Raw genomic sequence first — 17,100 nt, forward strand, 5'->3', positions numbered from 1 at the left:
AATACATGAGAAAATTAATCAGCTATTTTATTAGGTATCATGTTGCGGTAAACGTGTTCATTTTGGCGTTTTTTGCATTTGGTGTCATAGGGATGTTATCCTTAAAGTCGTCCTTCTTTCCATTGGTGGATTCCAAAATCATCAATATTAATATAACTTATCCTGGAGCATCTCCACAAGAAATAGAGGAAGGCGTTGTGCTCAAAATAGAAGATAATTTAAAGGGGTTAAGAGGCGTAGACCGAGTAACCTCTGTTTCTCGAGAAAATAGTGGTACTATAACCGTTGAAATTGAAAAGGGCGAAAATATCGATTTCATGCTCTTGGAGGTTAAGAACGCAGTGGATAGAGTGCCGTCGTTCCCAACAGGAATGGAACCTTTAATCGTTGCCAAGCGGGAAGAGGTTAGGCAAACCATTTCTTTTGCAGTTAGCGGAAAGGATATTCCTTTGGCTACCTTAAAGCAATTGGGAAGACAAGTTGAAAACGATTTACGGGCCATTGACGGTATTTCGCAAGTTGAAATCACTGGATATCCTCAAGAGGAAATTGAAATTGCTGTTAACGAAACTAGTTTATTGGCCTATAATTTGAGTTTTTCAGATGTGGCACAGGCCGTAAGTGCTTCTAATATTTTGGTTACAGGTGGAAACATCAAAACATTGGCAGAGGAGTATTTAATTCGTGCGAACAACAGATCTTATTATGGTGATGAGTTATCAAATGTTATTGTAAAGGCGTCGAGTGATGGAAAAACAGTAAGATTGAAGGATGTCGCCATCATCCGCGACCGTTTTTCTGAAACACCAAATGCTTCATATTTTAATAAAAATCTAGCTGTTAATGTTACCGTTACCAGTACCAATAATGAAGATTTAATTTCTTCTGCAGATAAAGTAAAGGAATACATTGAGGGTTATAACCAAAGCCACAATAACGTAAAACTTGATGTGGTTCGCGATTTATCCATTACTTTGAACCAACGAACAGAATTGCTCATAAAAAATGCTATTGCCGGTATTATTTTGGTGCTTTTATTTCTTTCATTGTTTCTAAATACGCGATTGGCATTTTGGGTGGCGTTTGGTCTTCCCATTTCATTTTTGGGCATGTTTATTTTTGCCAGCCAATTTGATGTCACCATTAACGTGTTGTCACTTTTCGGAATGATTATCGTAATAGGTATTTTGGTAGACGATGGTATTGTGATTGCGGAAAACATTTATCAGCATTACGAAAAGGGTAAAACATCTATTCAGGCGGCCATTGATGGAACTATGGAAGTTATTCCGCCGGTAGTTTCGGCTATTGTAACAACACTTTTGGCATTTTCATTGTTTTTGTTTTTAGAAAGTAGGATTGGCGAATTCTTCAGTGAAGTTTCTGTTATAGTGATGTTAACCTTGTCAATTTCATTGATAGAGGCCCTTATTATTCTTCCCGCACATTTGGCACATTCCAAAGCATTGAGAAAACCAGTTGAGGTTGAAAACCCCTCCAAAACCAAGCAGTTTTTTGCTAAAATGCGTTTTATCAATAAAATAGGTGATCGCATTATGTCCTTTTTGAGGGATAAAGTTTATAGTCCCACTTTAGACTTTGTTCTAAAATTCAAACTATTATCATTTGGCATTTTTGTGGCACTATTAATTCTAACATTTGGTTCTATTGGTGGTGGAATAATTGGGATGACATTGTTTCCATCCATTGCGAGTGACAGGGTTTCGGTAGAATTGGATATGCCAAATGGCACCAATGTAAAAGTAACAGATTCCATCATTTCCATGATTGAGGAAAAATCGTTTTTGGTAAATCAGGAATTCACGGAAAAATATTTTAAAGGTACTGGTATAGAACTTTTTGAGAACACTATTTTAACATTGAATAGTTCATCCAGTGCACGTTTGGATATCAATATGCTTCCAGGGGAAGAGCGTCCAGATGCCATAAATTCAAGTTTGGTAGCCAACAGATTGCGCGAAGTTGTTGGTCCTGTTATCGGTACTGAGCGCTTGATTTTTGGTTCGGGAGGAAATTTCGGTGGAAGCCCAGTTTCAGTATCTCTTTTAAGTAATAATATTGAAGATTTAAAAGGTGCAAAGGTCGAACTTAAAGAGGTATTGCAAACCAATCCGTTATTAAAGGATGTTGAAGACAATGATCCGGCGGGAATTAAGGAAATTAGATTGGAATTAAAGGAAAGCGCCTATTTATTGGGATTGGATTTGCGAACAGTTATGGCTCAGGTTCGAGGAGGTTTTTTTGGTCTTCAGGCCCAGCGTTTTCAGCGCGGACAAGACGAAATTAAGGTTTGGGTGCGTTACGACAGAAGCAACAGGGAATCGATTAATAACCTGGACGATATGCGCATCGTTACACCTTCTGGTGAACGGGTTACTTTAAAGGACATTGCAACTTACAGTATACAGAGAGGAGATGTTGCCATTAACCATTTAGAGGGGCAACGCGAGATACAAGTTTCGGCTGATTTAAAAGACCCCAGCAATAGCGCTACAGATATTCTAGATGATATTAAAAACAATATTCTTCCGGAAATTAAATCAAAGTACCCAACAATATCGGCATCTTTTGAGGGCCAGAATAGAGAAGCAACCAAACTGTCCAATTCCCTAAAAAGGGCTGGTATTCCTATTTTGCTGCTTATTTATATTACCATTGCATTTACTTTTAGAAGTTATAGCCAGCCACTTTTACTCTTACTGCTCGTGCCGTTTAGTTTAACGGCCGTTGGTTGGGGGCACTGGCTGTTAGGTTTTCCAGTAAACGTTTTGTCCTTGTTGGGCATTATAGCTTTAATAGGTATTATGGTGAATGATGGTTTGGTGCTCATTGGAAAATTCAATACCAACTTAAAAGAAGGCATGCCTTTTGATTTGGCACTTTCTGAGGCTGGAAAATCGAGATTTAGGGCTATTTTTTTAACATCATTGACCACTATTGCGGGTCTTGCCCCATTATTGCTCGAAAAAAGTAGACAAGCACAGTTTTTAAAACCAATGGCTATTTCTATATCATTTGGGATAGGTTACGCTACCATACTCACATTGTTGGTTTTGCCGTTGTTTTTGTCATTCAGCAATGAAATTAAAAAGAATGTAAAATGGTTGGCTACCGGAAATGATGTAACCAAAGAGGAAGTGGAAAGGGCCATTAAAGAACAAAAGGAAGAACATGAACATTAAAATTGGCTTTTTTAGTATCTTTTTAATATCGCAACTCTCGGTTTTTGCTCAAGAATTGATTACGCCAGAAAAAGCCGTGACCTTGGCTCTTGAAAATAATTATGGTATCAAATTGGCCAATACCAATGTTGAAATTGCTACCAACAATGCCGGAGTTTTAAATTCGGGTTATCTTCCAACGGTTACAGGAAATGCAGGTGGAACATTTAATAGAGATAATACTGAAGCAGAGTTTTCCGATGGAAGGGTTACCACACTAAACGGTGCTGAAAGTTCAAGATACAATGCATCAGTGAACTTGAATTATGTGTTGTTCGATGGTTTGGGGCGTGCCTATAATTACAATCAATTAAAGGAAACTCAACAGCTAACGGAGCTTCAAGCCCGCGAAACCATTGAAAATACAATTTTACAGTTGTTTACGGTTTACTATAATGTTGCCGAACTTATTGAAAATACTGATGCCATTGCACAAACTTTGACTATATCAAAAGATAGGTTAACCCGTTCAGAGTATCAATTTCAATATGGTCAAAGCACCAAATTGGCTGTACTTAATGCACAAGTTGATATTAATAACGATAGCATCAATTTAATGAATTCCAAGCAACAATTGCTGAACTATAAAAGGGATTTGAATTTGGTCTTAGGGAATGCGTTGCTGAGTGAATTTGATATAGAAACATCCATTGAATTTAAAAACTTATACGATGAAAATGAACTTTTGGAAAAGGCAATGGCCAATAATGTTCGTCTGTTACAAGTAAATAAGAATATCGATATCAATTCATTAGGGGTGAAATTCCAAAAGTCTGCCTATTTGCCCACTATTGGTTTAACAGGTAGTTATGGATGGAATAAAAATAACAACAATGCGGCGTCTTTTGTCGCTGTATCAACAAATACAGGTCTATCAGGAGGATTAAATTTAAGTTGGAATTTGTTTGATGGGGGAAGTGCCATTACAAGGGTTAAGAATGCTAAAATAAATTTGGAAGCCAGTGCCATTGAAAAGGAGCAGTTGCAGGCAACAATAGTCCATGACTTTAATAATGCTTGGGACGATTTTCAAAACAAACTTAAAATTTACGAGCTTCAGGAAGAAAATATTAAAACATCACAAAACAACTTTGACCGTACAGAGGAAAAATTCAAATTAGGGCAGGTCAATTCCATTGAGTTTAGACAGGCCCAACTTAATCTTTTAAGCACTGAATTAAGTAGAAATCGGGCTAGGTATTTAGCTAAGCTTGCCGAACTTGAAATGCTTCAAATTTGTGGTGAATTATTAAATGTGGAATTTTAAATTTTTTGAAAATCATACAAACTTTAGAAGAAAAAATATCCTAAATATGTAGTTGGTCGAAATGAAAATGTTAAAATATTATGCATTTCATCGAATAAAATAGTTTTTAGTCTAGTGTTGGGTTACTTTCGTAAGAGAATTAATCCCAAATTTAATCTAAAAATGAAGACTTTAAAACTTATTGTGGTATGTTTCTTTGTAACGGCTTATTCGTTTGCCAGCATATCTCCAACAGAAAAAGATGCTCTAATCGCTATATATAATGCCACCAACGGTGCTGAATGGAATTCCACTTGGGACTTAAGTACATCAGCCGATTCTTGGTATGGTATTAAAGTGGAAGGTGATAAAATTGTTGAAATAAATCTTCAATTCAATAATTTGCATGGTGAGCTTCCTCAAGAAATTGGCAATTTGACCAATTTGAGGGTAATCAATTTAGGTTTCAATAAATTATATGGAACACTTCCTTCAACTTTGCAAAATTTAAAGGAGTTAACTGCTCTTGAATTATTTATGAATGGTTTTGAAGGTAATATTCCATCAGAATTGGGAGAATTGAAAAAGCTTGAATCTTTAAAATTATACAGCAATAAATTTACTGGAGAAATTCCAAGTTCGTTAATGGGGTTGACAAACCTTAAAGAACTCTTATTGGGAAGCAATTTCCTTTCAGGTCAAATTCCAACTGAGATTTACGCATTATCCAAATTGCAAAAATTAAGTTTGATGGATAACCAAATGGATGGTGAAATACCTTCTGAAATTGCTCAATTAAGAGAGTTGGAGGAATTATTATTGTCCACAAATCAGTTTACTGGAGATGTTCCAATGGAGTTTATGAATTTAACCAAGTTAAATACTTTTATGGTAAGCGATAACAATTTAAACCAGGAATATATTAGTGTTTCAGGTAATAATCCACCAATGCTTATGCATTTAAAAATGCAAAGTTCTACAGCTGTAATGGATATTGAAAAGGAATAATTGAAAAGTAAAGTTTATAAATTTTAGTTTGAAAGCCATCAATTTTGATGGCTTTTTTTATTTTTAAAAATGCTTGAACATTATTTTACTTGTCCGTATTGTTGGGAAAACATTTCTATGTTATTGGATAACTCAATTCCAAATCAAAAATATATTGAGGATTGTGAGGTTTGTTGTAACCCTATTCAAATTTCTTTGCGGTTTATTAATTCTGAGTTGCAACATTTTCAAGCGGATAGCATTGGGCAATAATATTTTTTGCCAATAATATTGCAGAAACTAAAAAGGATTGTATATTTGCAGTCCAATATCGCGGGATAGAGCAGTAGGTAGCTCGTCGGGCTCATAACCCGAAGGTCACAGGTTCGAGTCCTGTTCCCGCTACAAGGCCAAAGGCCAATGAAATCAACGGATTGTGCACCCACAATCCGTTTTTTTATGCATTTAATAACTGAATTACTTACATTTGGTTCTAAAACAGAACATGATTTCGAACACGATTGTTCCTTTCCTAAAATCTTTAAAGCCAAGGGCCTTTTAATAAACTTGTTATTTATTCAGCATATCAGGAGTAGCAACGGTTCTAAAGCTGACATGGTCTGAGCTGGAATCAAAGCTTGTTCCCATTTTTGCGGATATCCTAAAACTGGTACAATACGAGGCATGGCACAAAAATGAGCCGCCTTTTATCACATGTTCCTGTTGGTAGGGGTTGTCTGGACTAAAACCAATGTCCGCACCTTTGGGGTTAACTATGGGTTTTGAAATGTCCAGTTGCTTGTAGTAGTTCACGTTAAACAAATCGCTCGTCAATTCCCAAACATTTCCCATCATATCGTAAAGTCCAATACTATTGGGTTCATAGGATTTTACGGGTGCTATAAATGGAAAGCCATCTTCCGATTCATTTTTAATAGGAAAAACACCCTGCCATGTATTGGCCTTTTGGTTCAAAACTTCGTAATCGTTTCCCCAAGTAAAAATTTTATCAGTTTCAGTACCCTGAGCGGCGGATTCCCATTCAGCCTCAGTAGGTAAGCGTCGGTTTGCCCATTTACAGTAAGCCATGACGTCTTCATACGCAATATGCACTACAGGAAAATCATCTTTGCCCTCAATGTTACTATCAGGTCCTCCGGGATGCTTCCAATTGGCACCGATTTTCCACGTCCACCACTGCGAATAGTCGCCCATTGTGGCCACTTTGTTGACGTTCTTGTTGAAAATCAAACTACCGGGCTGAAGAATGGAATCGTGTGGTTTTGGTGTGCCCTCTGGAAGTTCTTTTTTCATGTCTTCCCAGTTAACTGGTTGTTCTGCTACGGTAACATAATTGGTGGCATCCACAAAGGCCTTAAACTGTTTGTTGGTCACTTCGGTAACATCAATAAAGAAACCATCAACCGTTACCAAGTGTGCGGGCTTTTCCCTTGGCATGGCATATTTATCCCCTTCTTTGGCACCTTGTGTAAAGGTTTTTTTATTAACCCAAACCATGCCTTCAGGCGCAACTATGCCATTGTTTGTTTCAAAAGCACCTTTGTTGGGCTCTTTGCTGTTCTTTTTGCAGCCAAAAATCAAAACAACTGAAAAGAGGCAAATAATGCTATGGGAGATAGTTTTCACTATTTTAAATTTTATTGAAAGTACTAAAATAAAAGCTAATAGCTGAGATTTGTTGTCATCTCAGCTATTAATCATTCAGAACTAACTAAACTATTTCTTGATAAGTTTCTTTAAGTAATTTTGACTTTTATCGTATTTAATCTTCAACAACATAAGTTCTTTTATCTGTGCCGACACCTTTTATGGTCAAAGATTTCCAGAGTTTAGGAAGAATAGGGTCCTTTTGGATAATGCCATCTTCAGTTAGATGTAGACCGGCAAAACCAAATAAAACAGTCTGTAGCATGCCCCCAGCCCCTGTAGCGAAATAAGGTTCGTGGCCTGTAGCAGTTTCAGAAAGCGCACCAAATGGAGCTCTTTTGTTTGGCTCGTAACTTTCCTTGAATAATCTAAAGGCATTTTCGGCATCCCCAAGTCGGGCATAAATTACCGCAAAAACAGATTTGCCCATGGCAGGGCCTTCTTTTGCTATTTTGGGCTCATAGTACTTTAAGTCCTTTAGAATGGTCTCTTTGTCTGATATAATATTTAGTGGAAATGTGAGCAGGTTTACATCAGCTTGCTTAATGATGTCACCATTATAATTGCTGTGCTCCATAGTTGTGCCGTCAGGAAACTTATGGATTTTAATGTTTTTTGCAATATCGCCCCAAATATCAATTGGTGTTAAGCCTAATTCTTTTGCTCCTAATACTGCATATTCAAGGGCGGTAATTGCAGAACCATTGGTAAAGGCGTTGTCATCAACATTCGGAGCAAATTCGTTAGCCCCAACAACATTTTTTATGGAATAGGAGCCATCGCCATTTTTACTAACCCTGCTTACCCAATAATCGGCAATCTCTTTTAGCATAGGGTAGCCACGTTCGGCTAGCCAAAGTTTATCTTTTGTCACTCTATAATAATTCCAAAAGGCAATGGCGACATCTGCCGTAATATGATGTTCAAAGGTTCCGGTCAATGCCCAGGCTGGTGTGGCTTCTTCTCCTGTATCGTCACTTTCCCATGGAAACATGGCGCCTTTGTAACCGAAATTAATGGCCTTTTGCTTTGCCTTATCCAAACGGTCTGAACGGTAATTTACCAAAGACCTGGCTATATCCTGATTTAATAATAAAAGAGGTGGGTACATCCACAATTCTGTGTCCCAGAAAATATGCCCATTGTAGTTTTGGGATGAAAGCCCCATTGGGGCAATACTGAGGTTTGAATCTCCTCTACCAAAGGCATATAAATGATAAAGGGCTAAACGAACATCCTGTTGCGATTGAAGGTCACCCTCAATAATAATATCCCCTTTCCAAAGGGTGTTCCATAGGTCTTTGTGTTGGTTTAACAAATCTTCTTTTGGGGTTAAAAGGTTAAAAATCACAAAACGTTCCGATTCATTTTGAGGGTCATTAAAATCCTGAGTTGAGCATTGTGCCGCCGTCCATGCAAAATTTAAAGATGTTCCTTTTCTTATCGTTTTACTGAATGATAATTGATTGTTGTAATCGTCAATTTTATTATGATACAACTCTGGTCTTTGGTGTTCTCGAGTACTGTTTATATCATGCCAAATAAATGTTCCAGAAGCAGCCACCGTATGACGTTTCAACCTACTTTTTGCCACTGTTTGAAGAATGGGCATCGTGGTTTCCAAATCCTGTAAAATTCTAAACGTACTAATAGGGTCGTGATATTCTTTTGGTATGGTTAGGCTTGCAGTAGCCTTAATGTCTATGTCTTTTTTTGCTGATATGGAGATATCCAAGTACCCAGAATAGGGCACATTTCGTAGAGCATACATGGTATAGGAAATAGAAGCCTTGTTTTTAAAATCAAAACGCGTAGTAAATGACGCTTCCTTCATATTCAAAGTTTGGCTCCAGTTGGCGATATTATCTTCCGAAACAATTTCACCATCTATTTCAATTTCAATGTCTTGGAAATTTATGCCTTTTAAAATTCTACTAACACCAAGTGGAGATTCCTTGTCATAAACATTATTCAGTATAATTTGCTCTGTTTTAAAAAGTTTCTCGGAGGGTAAAATGCCAATACGCCCATTAGCAACAACAATCCCAGTATAGTTTTCATTTGATGTTGTAGTGATATTCCAGCCGTCATTTTGGGCATTAATTGCTGAAAATGAAGTGACAAGAATTGCTAATATTTTTAGGGTAGTTTTTATCATGGCAAGAGATAATTTTGGTTTATTGAATTGCAGGTTTTGCCCAAAAGTCGATTTTCAAACGTCAATTTTTTGCCTAAGATTTAGCTCAATTTTTTTTGATAGAGATACAATTAGTGCAAACCAATCAACTTTCTGTTTTCGGGCATTTTGTACAAGGTAATAATTGCGCCTATAATGATGATGTTTTTAAAAATATATTGACCAAGTAACGTAAACGAAAACGGCAATATGGCGAATGAATCCTTCGTAAAAATAATTAAAGGGACAAATGTTAAGATAATATGTACAAGCGCAAGGATAAGGGTCTTCTTTCTGTAGATGTTAAAAATCAGAAAAATGCCAACAACCGTTTCCCAGGTAGCCAACAAATGAATGGAGATGTGCGATGGGATAAGCCCCATTGTAATAACATCAATTGTGTTTTTTGCTAAACTTTCTGCAGGACTTAAGTGAGGAAAGAACTTTAAGGCTCCAAACCAAACATATACAATGCCAATGGTTATCGCTAAAATGTGGTTGTTTTTTAATTGCCTGATTAGTGCCATGGCCGTTTTTTTTTAGTTGTTTTTATAATTTGGAAAGACATTCAGTCCCCTAATATCATAAATTTTTTAAGGGACACAAAAAAATAACGAAATATTAATGTTAAAATATTTCGAAATCGATTTCGATATTGAATTTCTTTGTTTTGCCTCTAATTAACTTATTGCGTAGCAAAGTTTGGTTAATTTAGAATGCTTATTTAAAACTAATTAAGAAGGATTGGAGACAAAAGGCCTGATAAGGTTCTTTTGGCATTATTCAGATATTTCAAAATCATATTGTTAAAAATTGTACCTTTAATCGTATTTTGATTTTCCCCCTTAGGAATTCAGTCACCAACTAATGGTGTCCGACTTTCAAAATCTATCCGTCTTCCCGCTACTTAATTTGGTGAATTATTTATACTAACCTAAACCAAAATTTATGAAAAAATTACTGATTATTGCCTTGGTGGTTTTGTTAAGCGCACCAGTGGTAGCACAAGAAAAACTTTTTCTTGTTTTTGAATTGATGCAAGTAGATAATGAGCAAGAGAACGATTATATGGAAACAGAGCAATTCTGGAAAAAAATTCATCAAAAACGGTCTGACGCAGGAGATATTGTAGGATGGGATTTATGGGCCTTGTTACCAGGAGGAGAGCATCAAGGGTATCAATACGCTACAGTAACCTTATTTGATAGTGCCGAAAAAATGTTTGAAAATCCCAATCTATGGAAAAGGGTAAAGGAAGCTTATCCGGATATGTCTGATGATGATTTGGACAAAAAAATGATGAGTGCTGCAAAATCTCGAGATTTGGCCGTTCGAATTTTTATGCAAGAGATAGCCAATACCAAAGGGGATTTTGAAATGAAAGTAGGTACTGTGGCCAATATGGACTTTATGAAAGTTGATATGAATGGATATGATGCTTATGAAAAAGCCGAAATGGAAGTGTTCCAACCTTGGCATCAACAAATGATTGATGATGGCGCTAAGGGATATTGGAGCTTAAGCAGGTTCATGGTGCCAACAGGTAGTGATACATATGCGTCGCACATGACGGTTAATATGTTTGAAGATGTGAAACAAGCCCTTGCTCAAAATGCATCTGGTGAGGAGCCAACCGAGGCTCAAATGAAAGCCATAATGGAAGGTTTAAAGACACGCGATTTGAAATTCACCTATATGGCCCGTTTAATTGATATGGTAAGATAGCAAAAACCAAAAAATATTTATTTTGGAAAAAGCGCTCAAACCATAGAGCGCTTTTTTATATGGTTAATCTAGCACGAATCCCTTATGATTAATTCCGTATCAATAGTTATTTTTTCATGCTTTACAGGAATACCTTTAAACTTACAGTCTATTTCATTGAATAAAATCTTGGCAGATGTTTCCCCCATTTTATAGGCATGTTGGTCTATGGAGGATAAGGAAGGAGAAATAACCGAAGCCATAAACCAATTGCTGAAGCCAATCAATGCTATTTGGTCGGGTATTTTTATTTGCTTTTCATTAAAATAATTTATGGCACCTATGGCCAAGAGATCATTAACGGTAAAAATGGCATCAACATTATCGCCATGGTCGTGCATCAGTTTTGCAGCACTGTTATAACCATCAGTAAAATCTGAATTATTATCGCATAAATAAACCAGTTTGGGGTCAAACTCAATATTATGGTCCAATAATGCTTTCTTATAACCAAGAAAACGATCAATAGAGTTTTGCGGATTCAAATCACCTCGAAAATGGGCAATGCGCCTATAGCCTTTATTAATGAGGTAAGTAACAGCATCATAAGCTGCTTTTCTGTCGTCAATAACAATTTTAGAACAGTCCATGACTTTAGCGATTTTATCAAAAAGCACTAGAGGTACATGGTAATCTATTATTTTCTGCAAGTGCTTAAAATCTCTGGTTTTGTTTGATAATGAAATTAATATACCATCAACACCCTTATTTAGTAGAAGGTCAACTTGTTTTTTTTCAAGTTCGTAATCTTCATTAGATTGCATGATGATGCCCATATAATTTCTGCTTTCGGCTTCCTTTAAAATGGCATCAATCACCGTGGAAAAAAAATAGTGAACCATTGTTGGGATTATTACCCCAATGGTTTTTGATTCCTGTTTGCGCAAACCAATGGCAAATGAGTTTGGTACATAATTTAATTGTTCGGCCAAAGTCCTGACCTTAAACTTTGTCTTTTCGCTTACATCAGGGTAATTTTTTAAAGCCTTGGAAACAGTGGTAATAGAAATGCCCAATTGCTTTGCAATATCCTTTAGGGTTGCTGGTTTCATTAATCGGTTTAGAAGAAAGTTAGTTTAGTGAAGTGAAAATACAATTTTCATTTCACTAAATCCATTTTTAAGGAGTATAAAATTTCAGGTAATTTTTGTTTGTAGGTTTTTGAAATGTGTGTTTCTTCTTTCAACCAATTTGCATTAAACAAATGAATTTATTAAATTCATAAAATATTCATATAATATATATGTATATCTCATAGAAAACTCAAGTGTTTTGAAGTAATCTCAAAATCGAAAACGTTTTCGGTACTTTTTAAGACTGTTTTTTTGTATTTCCTTTCTACGGCCTACTTATTATTAACATCTTTGGAATACGTTGCTTAATACATAAAAATTGAGGGCTAACTAAACTTAAAATTAAATAACTTAAACATGAAAAACAATTTACTAAAAAGGATGATGCTTTTGTTCCTATTTTTGGGCGGAAGCTTTGTTTATGCACAAACCGTTACGGTTAAGGGTGTTGTTTCTGATGCCTCTGGGCCATTACCGGGGGTTAACATTGTAGTTAAAGGAACAACTACTGGAACACAAACAGATTTTGATGGTCTTTACACTTTAGAGGACATTGCATCAGATGCTGTTGTGGCATACAGTTTCTTAGGGTACCAAACCCAAGAGATTTCTGTAGATGGACGCACCACTATTAATGTAACACTAGTTGAAGATGCCGCACAACTCGCTGAGGTTGTTGTTGTGGGTTATGGTTCCATAAGAAAGCAAGATGCTACGGGAGCCGTGGATGTTGTAGGTGCAGATGATTTCAACAAAGGTGTAGTTACATCGCCAGATCAGTTACTACAAGGTAGATCTGCAGGTGTACAAGTGACTACATCAAGTGGTGAGCCAGGTGCAGGAGCAACCATAAGAATTCGAGGTTCTTCTTCTGTTAGGTCTGGTAATGAGCCATTATATGTAATTGATGGGGTGCCATTTAACAATAGTAGTAACGCGGGCGGCGCAGATACCGGTAAAATTTCTGGTAAGACTAGTGCAAAAAATCCATTAAACTTTATAAACCCAAACGATATTGAGTCTATCTCTATTCTTAAAGATGCCTCTGCAACGGCAATCTATGGTTCTCGTGGTGCCAATGGGGTAATTATTGTTACCACTAAGTCTGGTAAAAGAGGAGATGGTGTATTAAATTACTCGTTTACAACAACAACTTCAAAAGTAGCTAATTCTTACGACCTTTTAAATGCAGCCGAATATGCTGCTGCTAATCCTAGCGCTGATGCTGGAGGTAGTGTTGATGCCTGGGACGAAATTACTAGAAGCGCATTAACTACCGAGCATAATCTATCTTATTCGGGAGGCTCAGAAACTGGTAAGTACAGGGTTTCTTTGGGTATTTTAAATCAAGAAGGTGTTATTGAAAATACAGGATTAGATAAGTACACATTAAATACAAACATCTCTCAAAAGTTCTTTAATGATGTAGTTGAAGTTTCGGCCAGTTTAACAGCCTCTCAAATTGAGAGTGAAGCCACTGCACTTTCTGAATCTATTGGTGCAGAAGGAGATTTGTTGGCCTCAGCATTAAAATGGAACCCAACACAGCCTTTCATCAATGCTGCGGATGGCACGTTTGTACAGCCCTCAGATAACCAAAGAAACCCTCTGGCTTATTTAGCTTACTTTAATGATGACACGAAAACAACCAAACTTTTCGGTAATGTTAAGGCCAGTATTAAATTTACGGATTATTTAAAGTATGAGTTTACTTATGGTTTTGATAGAACTAATGCTTATAGAGGTATTGCTGCATCTAGGTTGTTTGGAGCTCAAATTACGCTCAATAGAGGTTTTGCCGGAATCACGAACTCAAGATTTAATAATCAATTAATTACCAATACACTGAGCTTCAATAAAGATGTATCTGAAAACTTAAATATTGATGCGGTTATTGGTCATAGTTACGAAGATTATAATGGTAGTGGAGATAATTTAGTTTTAAGAGATTTTGCGCAAGATGATCAAAATATATATCTAGATAATATTTTTGCTGCTTCAACTGTTGAAAGAAGAGGTTATTCTTCTTTTGCATATAGTTACGACGGTGATGGTGTTTTAACGGTAGGCTTTTTACCATTTACTTTACAATCTTATTTTGCTAGAGGAATATTTAGTATCAACAGTAAGTATATTTTAACAGCAACCGTTAGAGCTGATGGTTCTAGTAGGTTTGGTACCGAAAATAGATATGGTTATTTCCCTTCTTTTGCTGGAGCTTGGAAAATTCATGAGGAAGGATTTTTGCCAGAAGCATTTAGTGAGTTAAAGCTTAGGGCTGGTTGGGGTCAAACAGGTAACCAAGAATTTAGTACAGAAGCAGCAAGAGATGTGTTTGTTACCACAGATACTGGAAGTGTAACCAGGTTAAATATTGGTAACCCAGATTTAAAATGGGAAACTACAACACAATTTAACGTTGGTTTTGATTTTGGATTTATGGATAGAAAATTAACAGGTAACATTGATTATTTCAGCAAAACGACCAACGATTTATTATTCAGGCTTCCAGTAGCACAACCAGGACCTGTAGGGTCATTTACTTGGGCTAATTTTGATGATGAAATCGTGAACTCAGGTATTGAAATTGGTTTAAATTATCAAGCCATAGATAAGGAAGATTTCTCTTTGGAAGTAGGTGGTAACATATCCTTCCTTAAAAATGAAATTAAAGGTAAAGAGGCCTTTGCTTCTGGTACACCAACAGGTTCTGCAGGTGGACAAGGTTTGTCAGGGGAGAGGTTACAACTATTGTATGATGGGCAACCATTGTATGCATTCTATTTGCCTGTTTTTGAAGGTTTCGATACTAGTGGTACACCAATTTATGCCGATACTAATGGCGACGGGGTGGTGGATACTAATTTCGACCAACCAGGAGGGCAAAGTGATAGAATTTTTGCTGGAGATCCAAACCCAGATATGAACGTTGGTTTATATGTAAGAGGTAGTTATAAAAATTGGGATTTCACCATTAATGGTTATGGTGCTTATGGCCACCAAATTTATAATAATACTGCTAATGCCTTATTTAGCGCTAGTGCCTTAAACAGAGGAGAAAATGTTATTAAAAGCGTAATAGGTAATGGCGAAGATCCAGGGTCGAGCCCAATCATTTCAACACGCTTTTTAGAATCGGGTGATTTCTTTAGGTTGTCCAATATGAGTATTGGGTACAATTTTGATACAGAGAAATTTGGAAAAGTAGGTGAGTATTTGAAAGGTGCACGTTTAACTTTAACAGGACAGAATTTATTCATCATTACACCTTATAGTGGTTTTGATCCTGAAGTTAATGCAAATAAGTCAGTTGATGGAGTCCCTTCTTTCGGAATTGAGTATGGTGGATATCCAAGATCACGTTCTTTTTCACTAGGGTTAAACTTAAATTTTTAAAAAAAAGGAATTATGAAAAAATATTTAGTTTTTGCAATTAGTACAGTATTCATATTTTCATGTACTGATTTGGAAGAAGATTTAGACGGACTTTTAGAAGAAAGTGGTCTAACTGAGCAAGAAATTGTTACAGGCCAACTTGATGCTGCATATAGTCAATTGAGATCATTTCAAAACACTGATTTTCAATTTGTTTTGAACCAACATTCAACTGATGAAATGGCTGGGCCTACTAGAGGTGCAGACTGGGATGATGGTGGTGCATGGAGAGCCTTACATTTGCACCAATGGAATTCATCGCACCCTAGAGTTCAAGGTGCTTGGGATCAACTTTTGGGAGGTTTGTTTAATGCCATTGATGCGTTAAACAATAGTCCGACCGCAGAGCAAGAAGCAATCGCTACTTTTTATTCCAGCTTATATATGTTTTCCGCAGCCGATTTGTTTGGCCAGGTACCTTATAGAGAAATTGATGCAAGTTATGCCGATTTCCCAACCGTGCTAAAAAGAACAGAAGCTGTAGAATTGGCAATTTCACAGTTGGAAGCTGTTTATAGTAGTCTACCTTCGACTTCAGCAAATAATAAAGCTAACAAGTATGCTGCAGCGACTTTATTGGCCAAGATGTATTTGAATAGGGCCGTTTATAAAGCAACTGATGAAGATGGAACGCCTCAGGTAGGACCATTTACATTTGATAACGCCGATATGCAAAAAGTAATAGATTATTGTGATGATGTGATAGCGGGTCCATTTAGTTTTGTAAGCAACTATTTTGATAGTTTTGCAGCAGATAACACCAATAAAGGAACAGAGAATATTTTTGTTTCAGAGAATAACAATACTACAGGTGGCGAAGTATCTAGATACTACTTTATGACCTTGCACTATAACCACAACCCAAGTGGATGGAATGGTTTTGTGGCATTAACGGATTTATACGATAAATTTGATGCCGCTGACCCAAGAAGAGGTGGCGATTATGCTGGTGTAACTGATGTATCTGGATTAAAGACTGGATTCTTACTTGGACCGCAATATAATCAGACAGGAGCTCCAATTGAAGACAGAGCGGGGAATCCATTAGTTTACACCCGCGAATTTAATTTAGGTAATTCAACCGAGGAAAAAGGAATAAGAGCTATTAAATATACTCCCGATTATGCTAACACAACCAGACCAGCCAATGATTTTGTGATTTTTAGATTAGCAGATGTTTATTTGATGAAGGCAGAAGCTATGGCAAGAATGGGAGGCGATCCATCAGGACCTTTAAATGCTGTTAGAGCTGCTAGGGGTGTAGATGCTCTTTATACTGGAACTTCTTTAAGCGATATTTCAGATGAAAGATCTAGAGAATTATACTGGGAAGGTTGGAGACGAAATGATCAAGTACGTTTTGGAACATTGTTAAACCCTGTTCAGCAGAAACCTGATACCACAGATAGAACAAAACTGATTTTCCCGATACCAGCTACAGCATTAAGTACAAATCCTAACTTAACGCAAAATCCAGGATATTAGTACTAAGTTTTTATGAGTTAGTTT

11 protein-coding genes and 1 tRNA gene are annotated in these 17,100 nt (G+C 36.7%); 8 read left to right on the top strand and 4 right to left on the bottom strand.

Going from position 1 to position 17,100, the window contains the following annotated elements:
• The first annotated feature begins 5 nt into the window (after nt 1-5).
• The 5 genes from ACB104_RS14555 to ACB104_RS14575 all read left to right on the top strand — a co-directional run bounded on the left by ACB104_RS14555 (nt 6) and on the right by ACB104_RS14575 (nt 5,880).
• Nucleotides 6-3,203, top strand: coding sequence for an efflux RND transporter permease subunit (locus tag ACB104_RS14555; RefSeq protein WP_370479887.1), 3,198 nt, complete (start codon nt 6-8; stop codon nt 3,201-3,203).
• The gene (locus tag ACB104_RS14560; RefSeq protein ID WP_370479889.1) at nt 3,193-4,509 is read left to right on the top strand and encodes a TolC family protein; all 1,317 of its coding nucleotides are present in this window, start codon (nt 3,193-3,195) and stop codon (nt 4,507-4,509) included. The genes ACB104_RS14555 and ACB104_RS14560 overlap by 11 nt, the downstream gene beginning before the upstream one ends.
• A 162-nt stretch (nt 4,510-4,671) precedes the next feature.
• A complete protein-coding gene (locus ACB104_RS14565; protein ID WP_370479891.1) occupies nt 4,672-5,496 on the top strand; it encodes a Two component regulator three Y domain protein in 825 nt (274 codons plus the stop codon).
• A 69-nt stretch (nt 5,497-5,565) separates the two neighbouring features.
• Complete coding sequence (locus ACB104_RS14570; RefSeq protein ID WP_370479892.1) at nt 5,566-5,748, top strand: CPXCG motif-containing cysteine-rich protein; 183 nt, start codon at nt 5,566-5,568, stop codon at nt 5,746-5,748.
• A 59-nt stretch (nt 5,749-5,807) separates the two neighbouring features.
• Nucleotides 5,808-5,880: transfer RNA gene (locus ACB104_RS14575), tRNA-Met, on the top strand.
• A gap of 165 nt (nt 5,881-6,045) precedes the next feature.
• Here the strand turns inward: ACB104_RS14575 and ACB104_RS14580 are convergent.
• The 3 genes from ACB104_RS14580 to ACB104_RS14590 all read right to left on the bottom strand — a co-directional run bounded on the left by ACB104_RS14580 (nt 6,046) and on the right by ACB104_RS14590 (nt 9,846).
• The gene (locus ACB104_RS14580; protein WP_370479894.1) at nt 6,046-7,122 is read right to left on the bottom strand and encodes a formylglycine-generating enzyme family protein; all 1,077 of its coding nucleotides are present in this window, start codon (nt 7,120-7,122) and stop codon (nt 6,046-6,048) included.
• A 136-nt stretch (nt 7,123-7,258) separates the two neighbouring features.
• On the bottom strand, nt 7,259-9,301 hold the full coding sequence (locus ACB104_RS14585) for a kojibiose hydrolase (protein ID WP_370479896.1): 2,043 nt from the start codon (nt 9,299-9,301) through the stop codon (nt 7,259-7,261).
• 110 nt (nt 9,302-9,411) lie between these two features.
• The gene (locus ACB104_RS14590) at nt 9,412-9,846 is read right to left on the bottom strand and encodes a doxx family protein (protein WP_370479898.1); all 435 of its coding nucleotides are present in this window, start codon (nt 9,844-9,846) and stop codon (nt 9,412-9,414) included.
• A gap of 421 nt (nt 9,847-10,267) precedes the next feature.
• Between ACB104_RS14590 and ACB104_RS14595 the strand changes: the two genes are divergently transcribed.
• Nucleotides 10,268-11,044 (top strand): hypothetical protein, encoded by a 777-nt coding sequence (locus tag ACB104_RS14595; RefSeq protein ID WP_370479899.1) that lies wholly within the window; start codon nt 10,268-10,270, stop codon nt 11,042-11,044.
• Between the two features lie 68 nt (nt 11,045-11,112).
• Here ACB104_RS14595 and ACB104_RS14600 read toward each other — a convergent pair whose 3' ends face one another.
• Nucleotides 11,113-12,135, bottom strand: a complete 1,023-nt coding sequence (locus ACB104_RS14600) for a LacI family DNA-binding transcriptional regulator (protein ID WP_370479901.1) — start codon at nt 12,133-12,135, stop codon at nt 11,113-11,115.
• Between the two features lie 378 nt (nt 12,136-12,513).
• Between ACB104_RS14600 and ACB104_RS14605 the strand changes: the two genes are divergently transcribed.
• A complete protein-coding gene (locus ACB104_RS14605; RefSeq protein ID WP_370479902.1) occupies nt 12,514-15,552 on the top strand; it encodes a SusC/RagA family TonB-linked outer membrane protein in 3,039 nt (1,012 codons plus the stop codon).
• A 12-nt stretch (nt 15,553-15,564) separates the two neighbouring features.
• Nucleotides 15,565-17,076 carry a RagB/SusD family nutrient uptake outer membrane protein gene (locus tag ACB104_RS14610; protein ID WP_370479903.1) on the top strand — a complete coding sequence of 504 codons (1,512 nt, stop codon included), beginning with the start codon at nt 15,565-15,567 and terminating at the stop codon, nt 17,074-17,076.
• The last annotated feature ends 24 nt before the right edge of the window (nt 17,077-17,100 follow it).

The organism is Tamlana flava, from assembly GCF_041287255.1.
In the GTDB taxonomy this organism is placed as follows: domain Bacteria; phylum Bacteroidota; class Bacteroidia; order Flavobacteriales; family Flavobacteriaceae; genus Tamlana; species Tamlana flava.

What these genes read in the sequence shown, in the direction of transcription:
- ACB104_RS14565 (WP_370479891.1), top strand. Translation starts at nt 4,672, where the DNA reads ATGAAGACTTTAAAACTTATTGTGGTATGTTTCTTTGTAACGGCTTAT.
- ACB104_RS14555 (WP_370479887.1), top strand. Translation starts at nt 6, where the DNA reads ATGAGAAAATTAATCAGCTATTTTATTAGGTATCATGTTGCGGTAAAC.
- ACB104_RS14590 (WP_370479898.1), bottom strand. Translation starts at nt 9,846, where the DNA reads ATGGCACTAATCAGGCAATTAAAAAACAACCACATTTTAGCGATAACC.
- ACB104_RS14610 (WP_370479903.1), top strand. Translation starts at nt 15,565, where the DNA reads ATGAAAAAATATTTAGTTTTTGCAATTAGTACAGTATTCATATTTTCA.
- ACB104_RS14585 (WP_370479896.1), bottom strand. Translation starts at nt 9,301, where the DNA reads ATGATAAAAACTACCCTAAAAATATTAGCAATTCTTGTCACTTCATTT.
- ACB104_RS14595 (WP_370479899.1), top strand. Translation starts at nt 10,268, where the DNA reads ATGAAAAAATTACTGATTATTGCCTTGGTGGTTTTGTTAAGCGCACCA.
- ACB104_RS14560 (WP_370479889.1), top strand. Translation starts at nt 3,193, where the DNA reads ATGAACATTAAAATTGGCTTTTTTAGTATCTTTTTAATATCGCAACTC.
- ACB104_RS14605 (WP_370479902.1), top strand. Translation starts at nt 12,514, where the DNA reads ATGAAAAACAATTTACTAAAAAGGATGATGCTTTTGTTCCTATTTTTG.
- ACB104_RS14570 (WP_370479892.1), top strand. Translation starts at nt 5,566, where the DNA reads ATGCTTGAACATTATTTTACTTGTCCGTATTGTTGGGAAAACATTTCT.
- ACB104_RS14600 (WP_370479901.1), bottom strand. Translation starts at nt 12,135, where the DNA reads ATGAAACCAGCAACCCTAAAGGATATTGCAAAGCAATTGGGCATTTCT.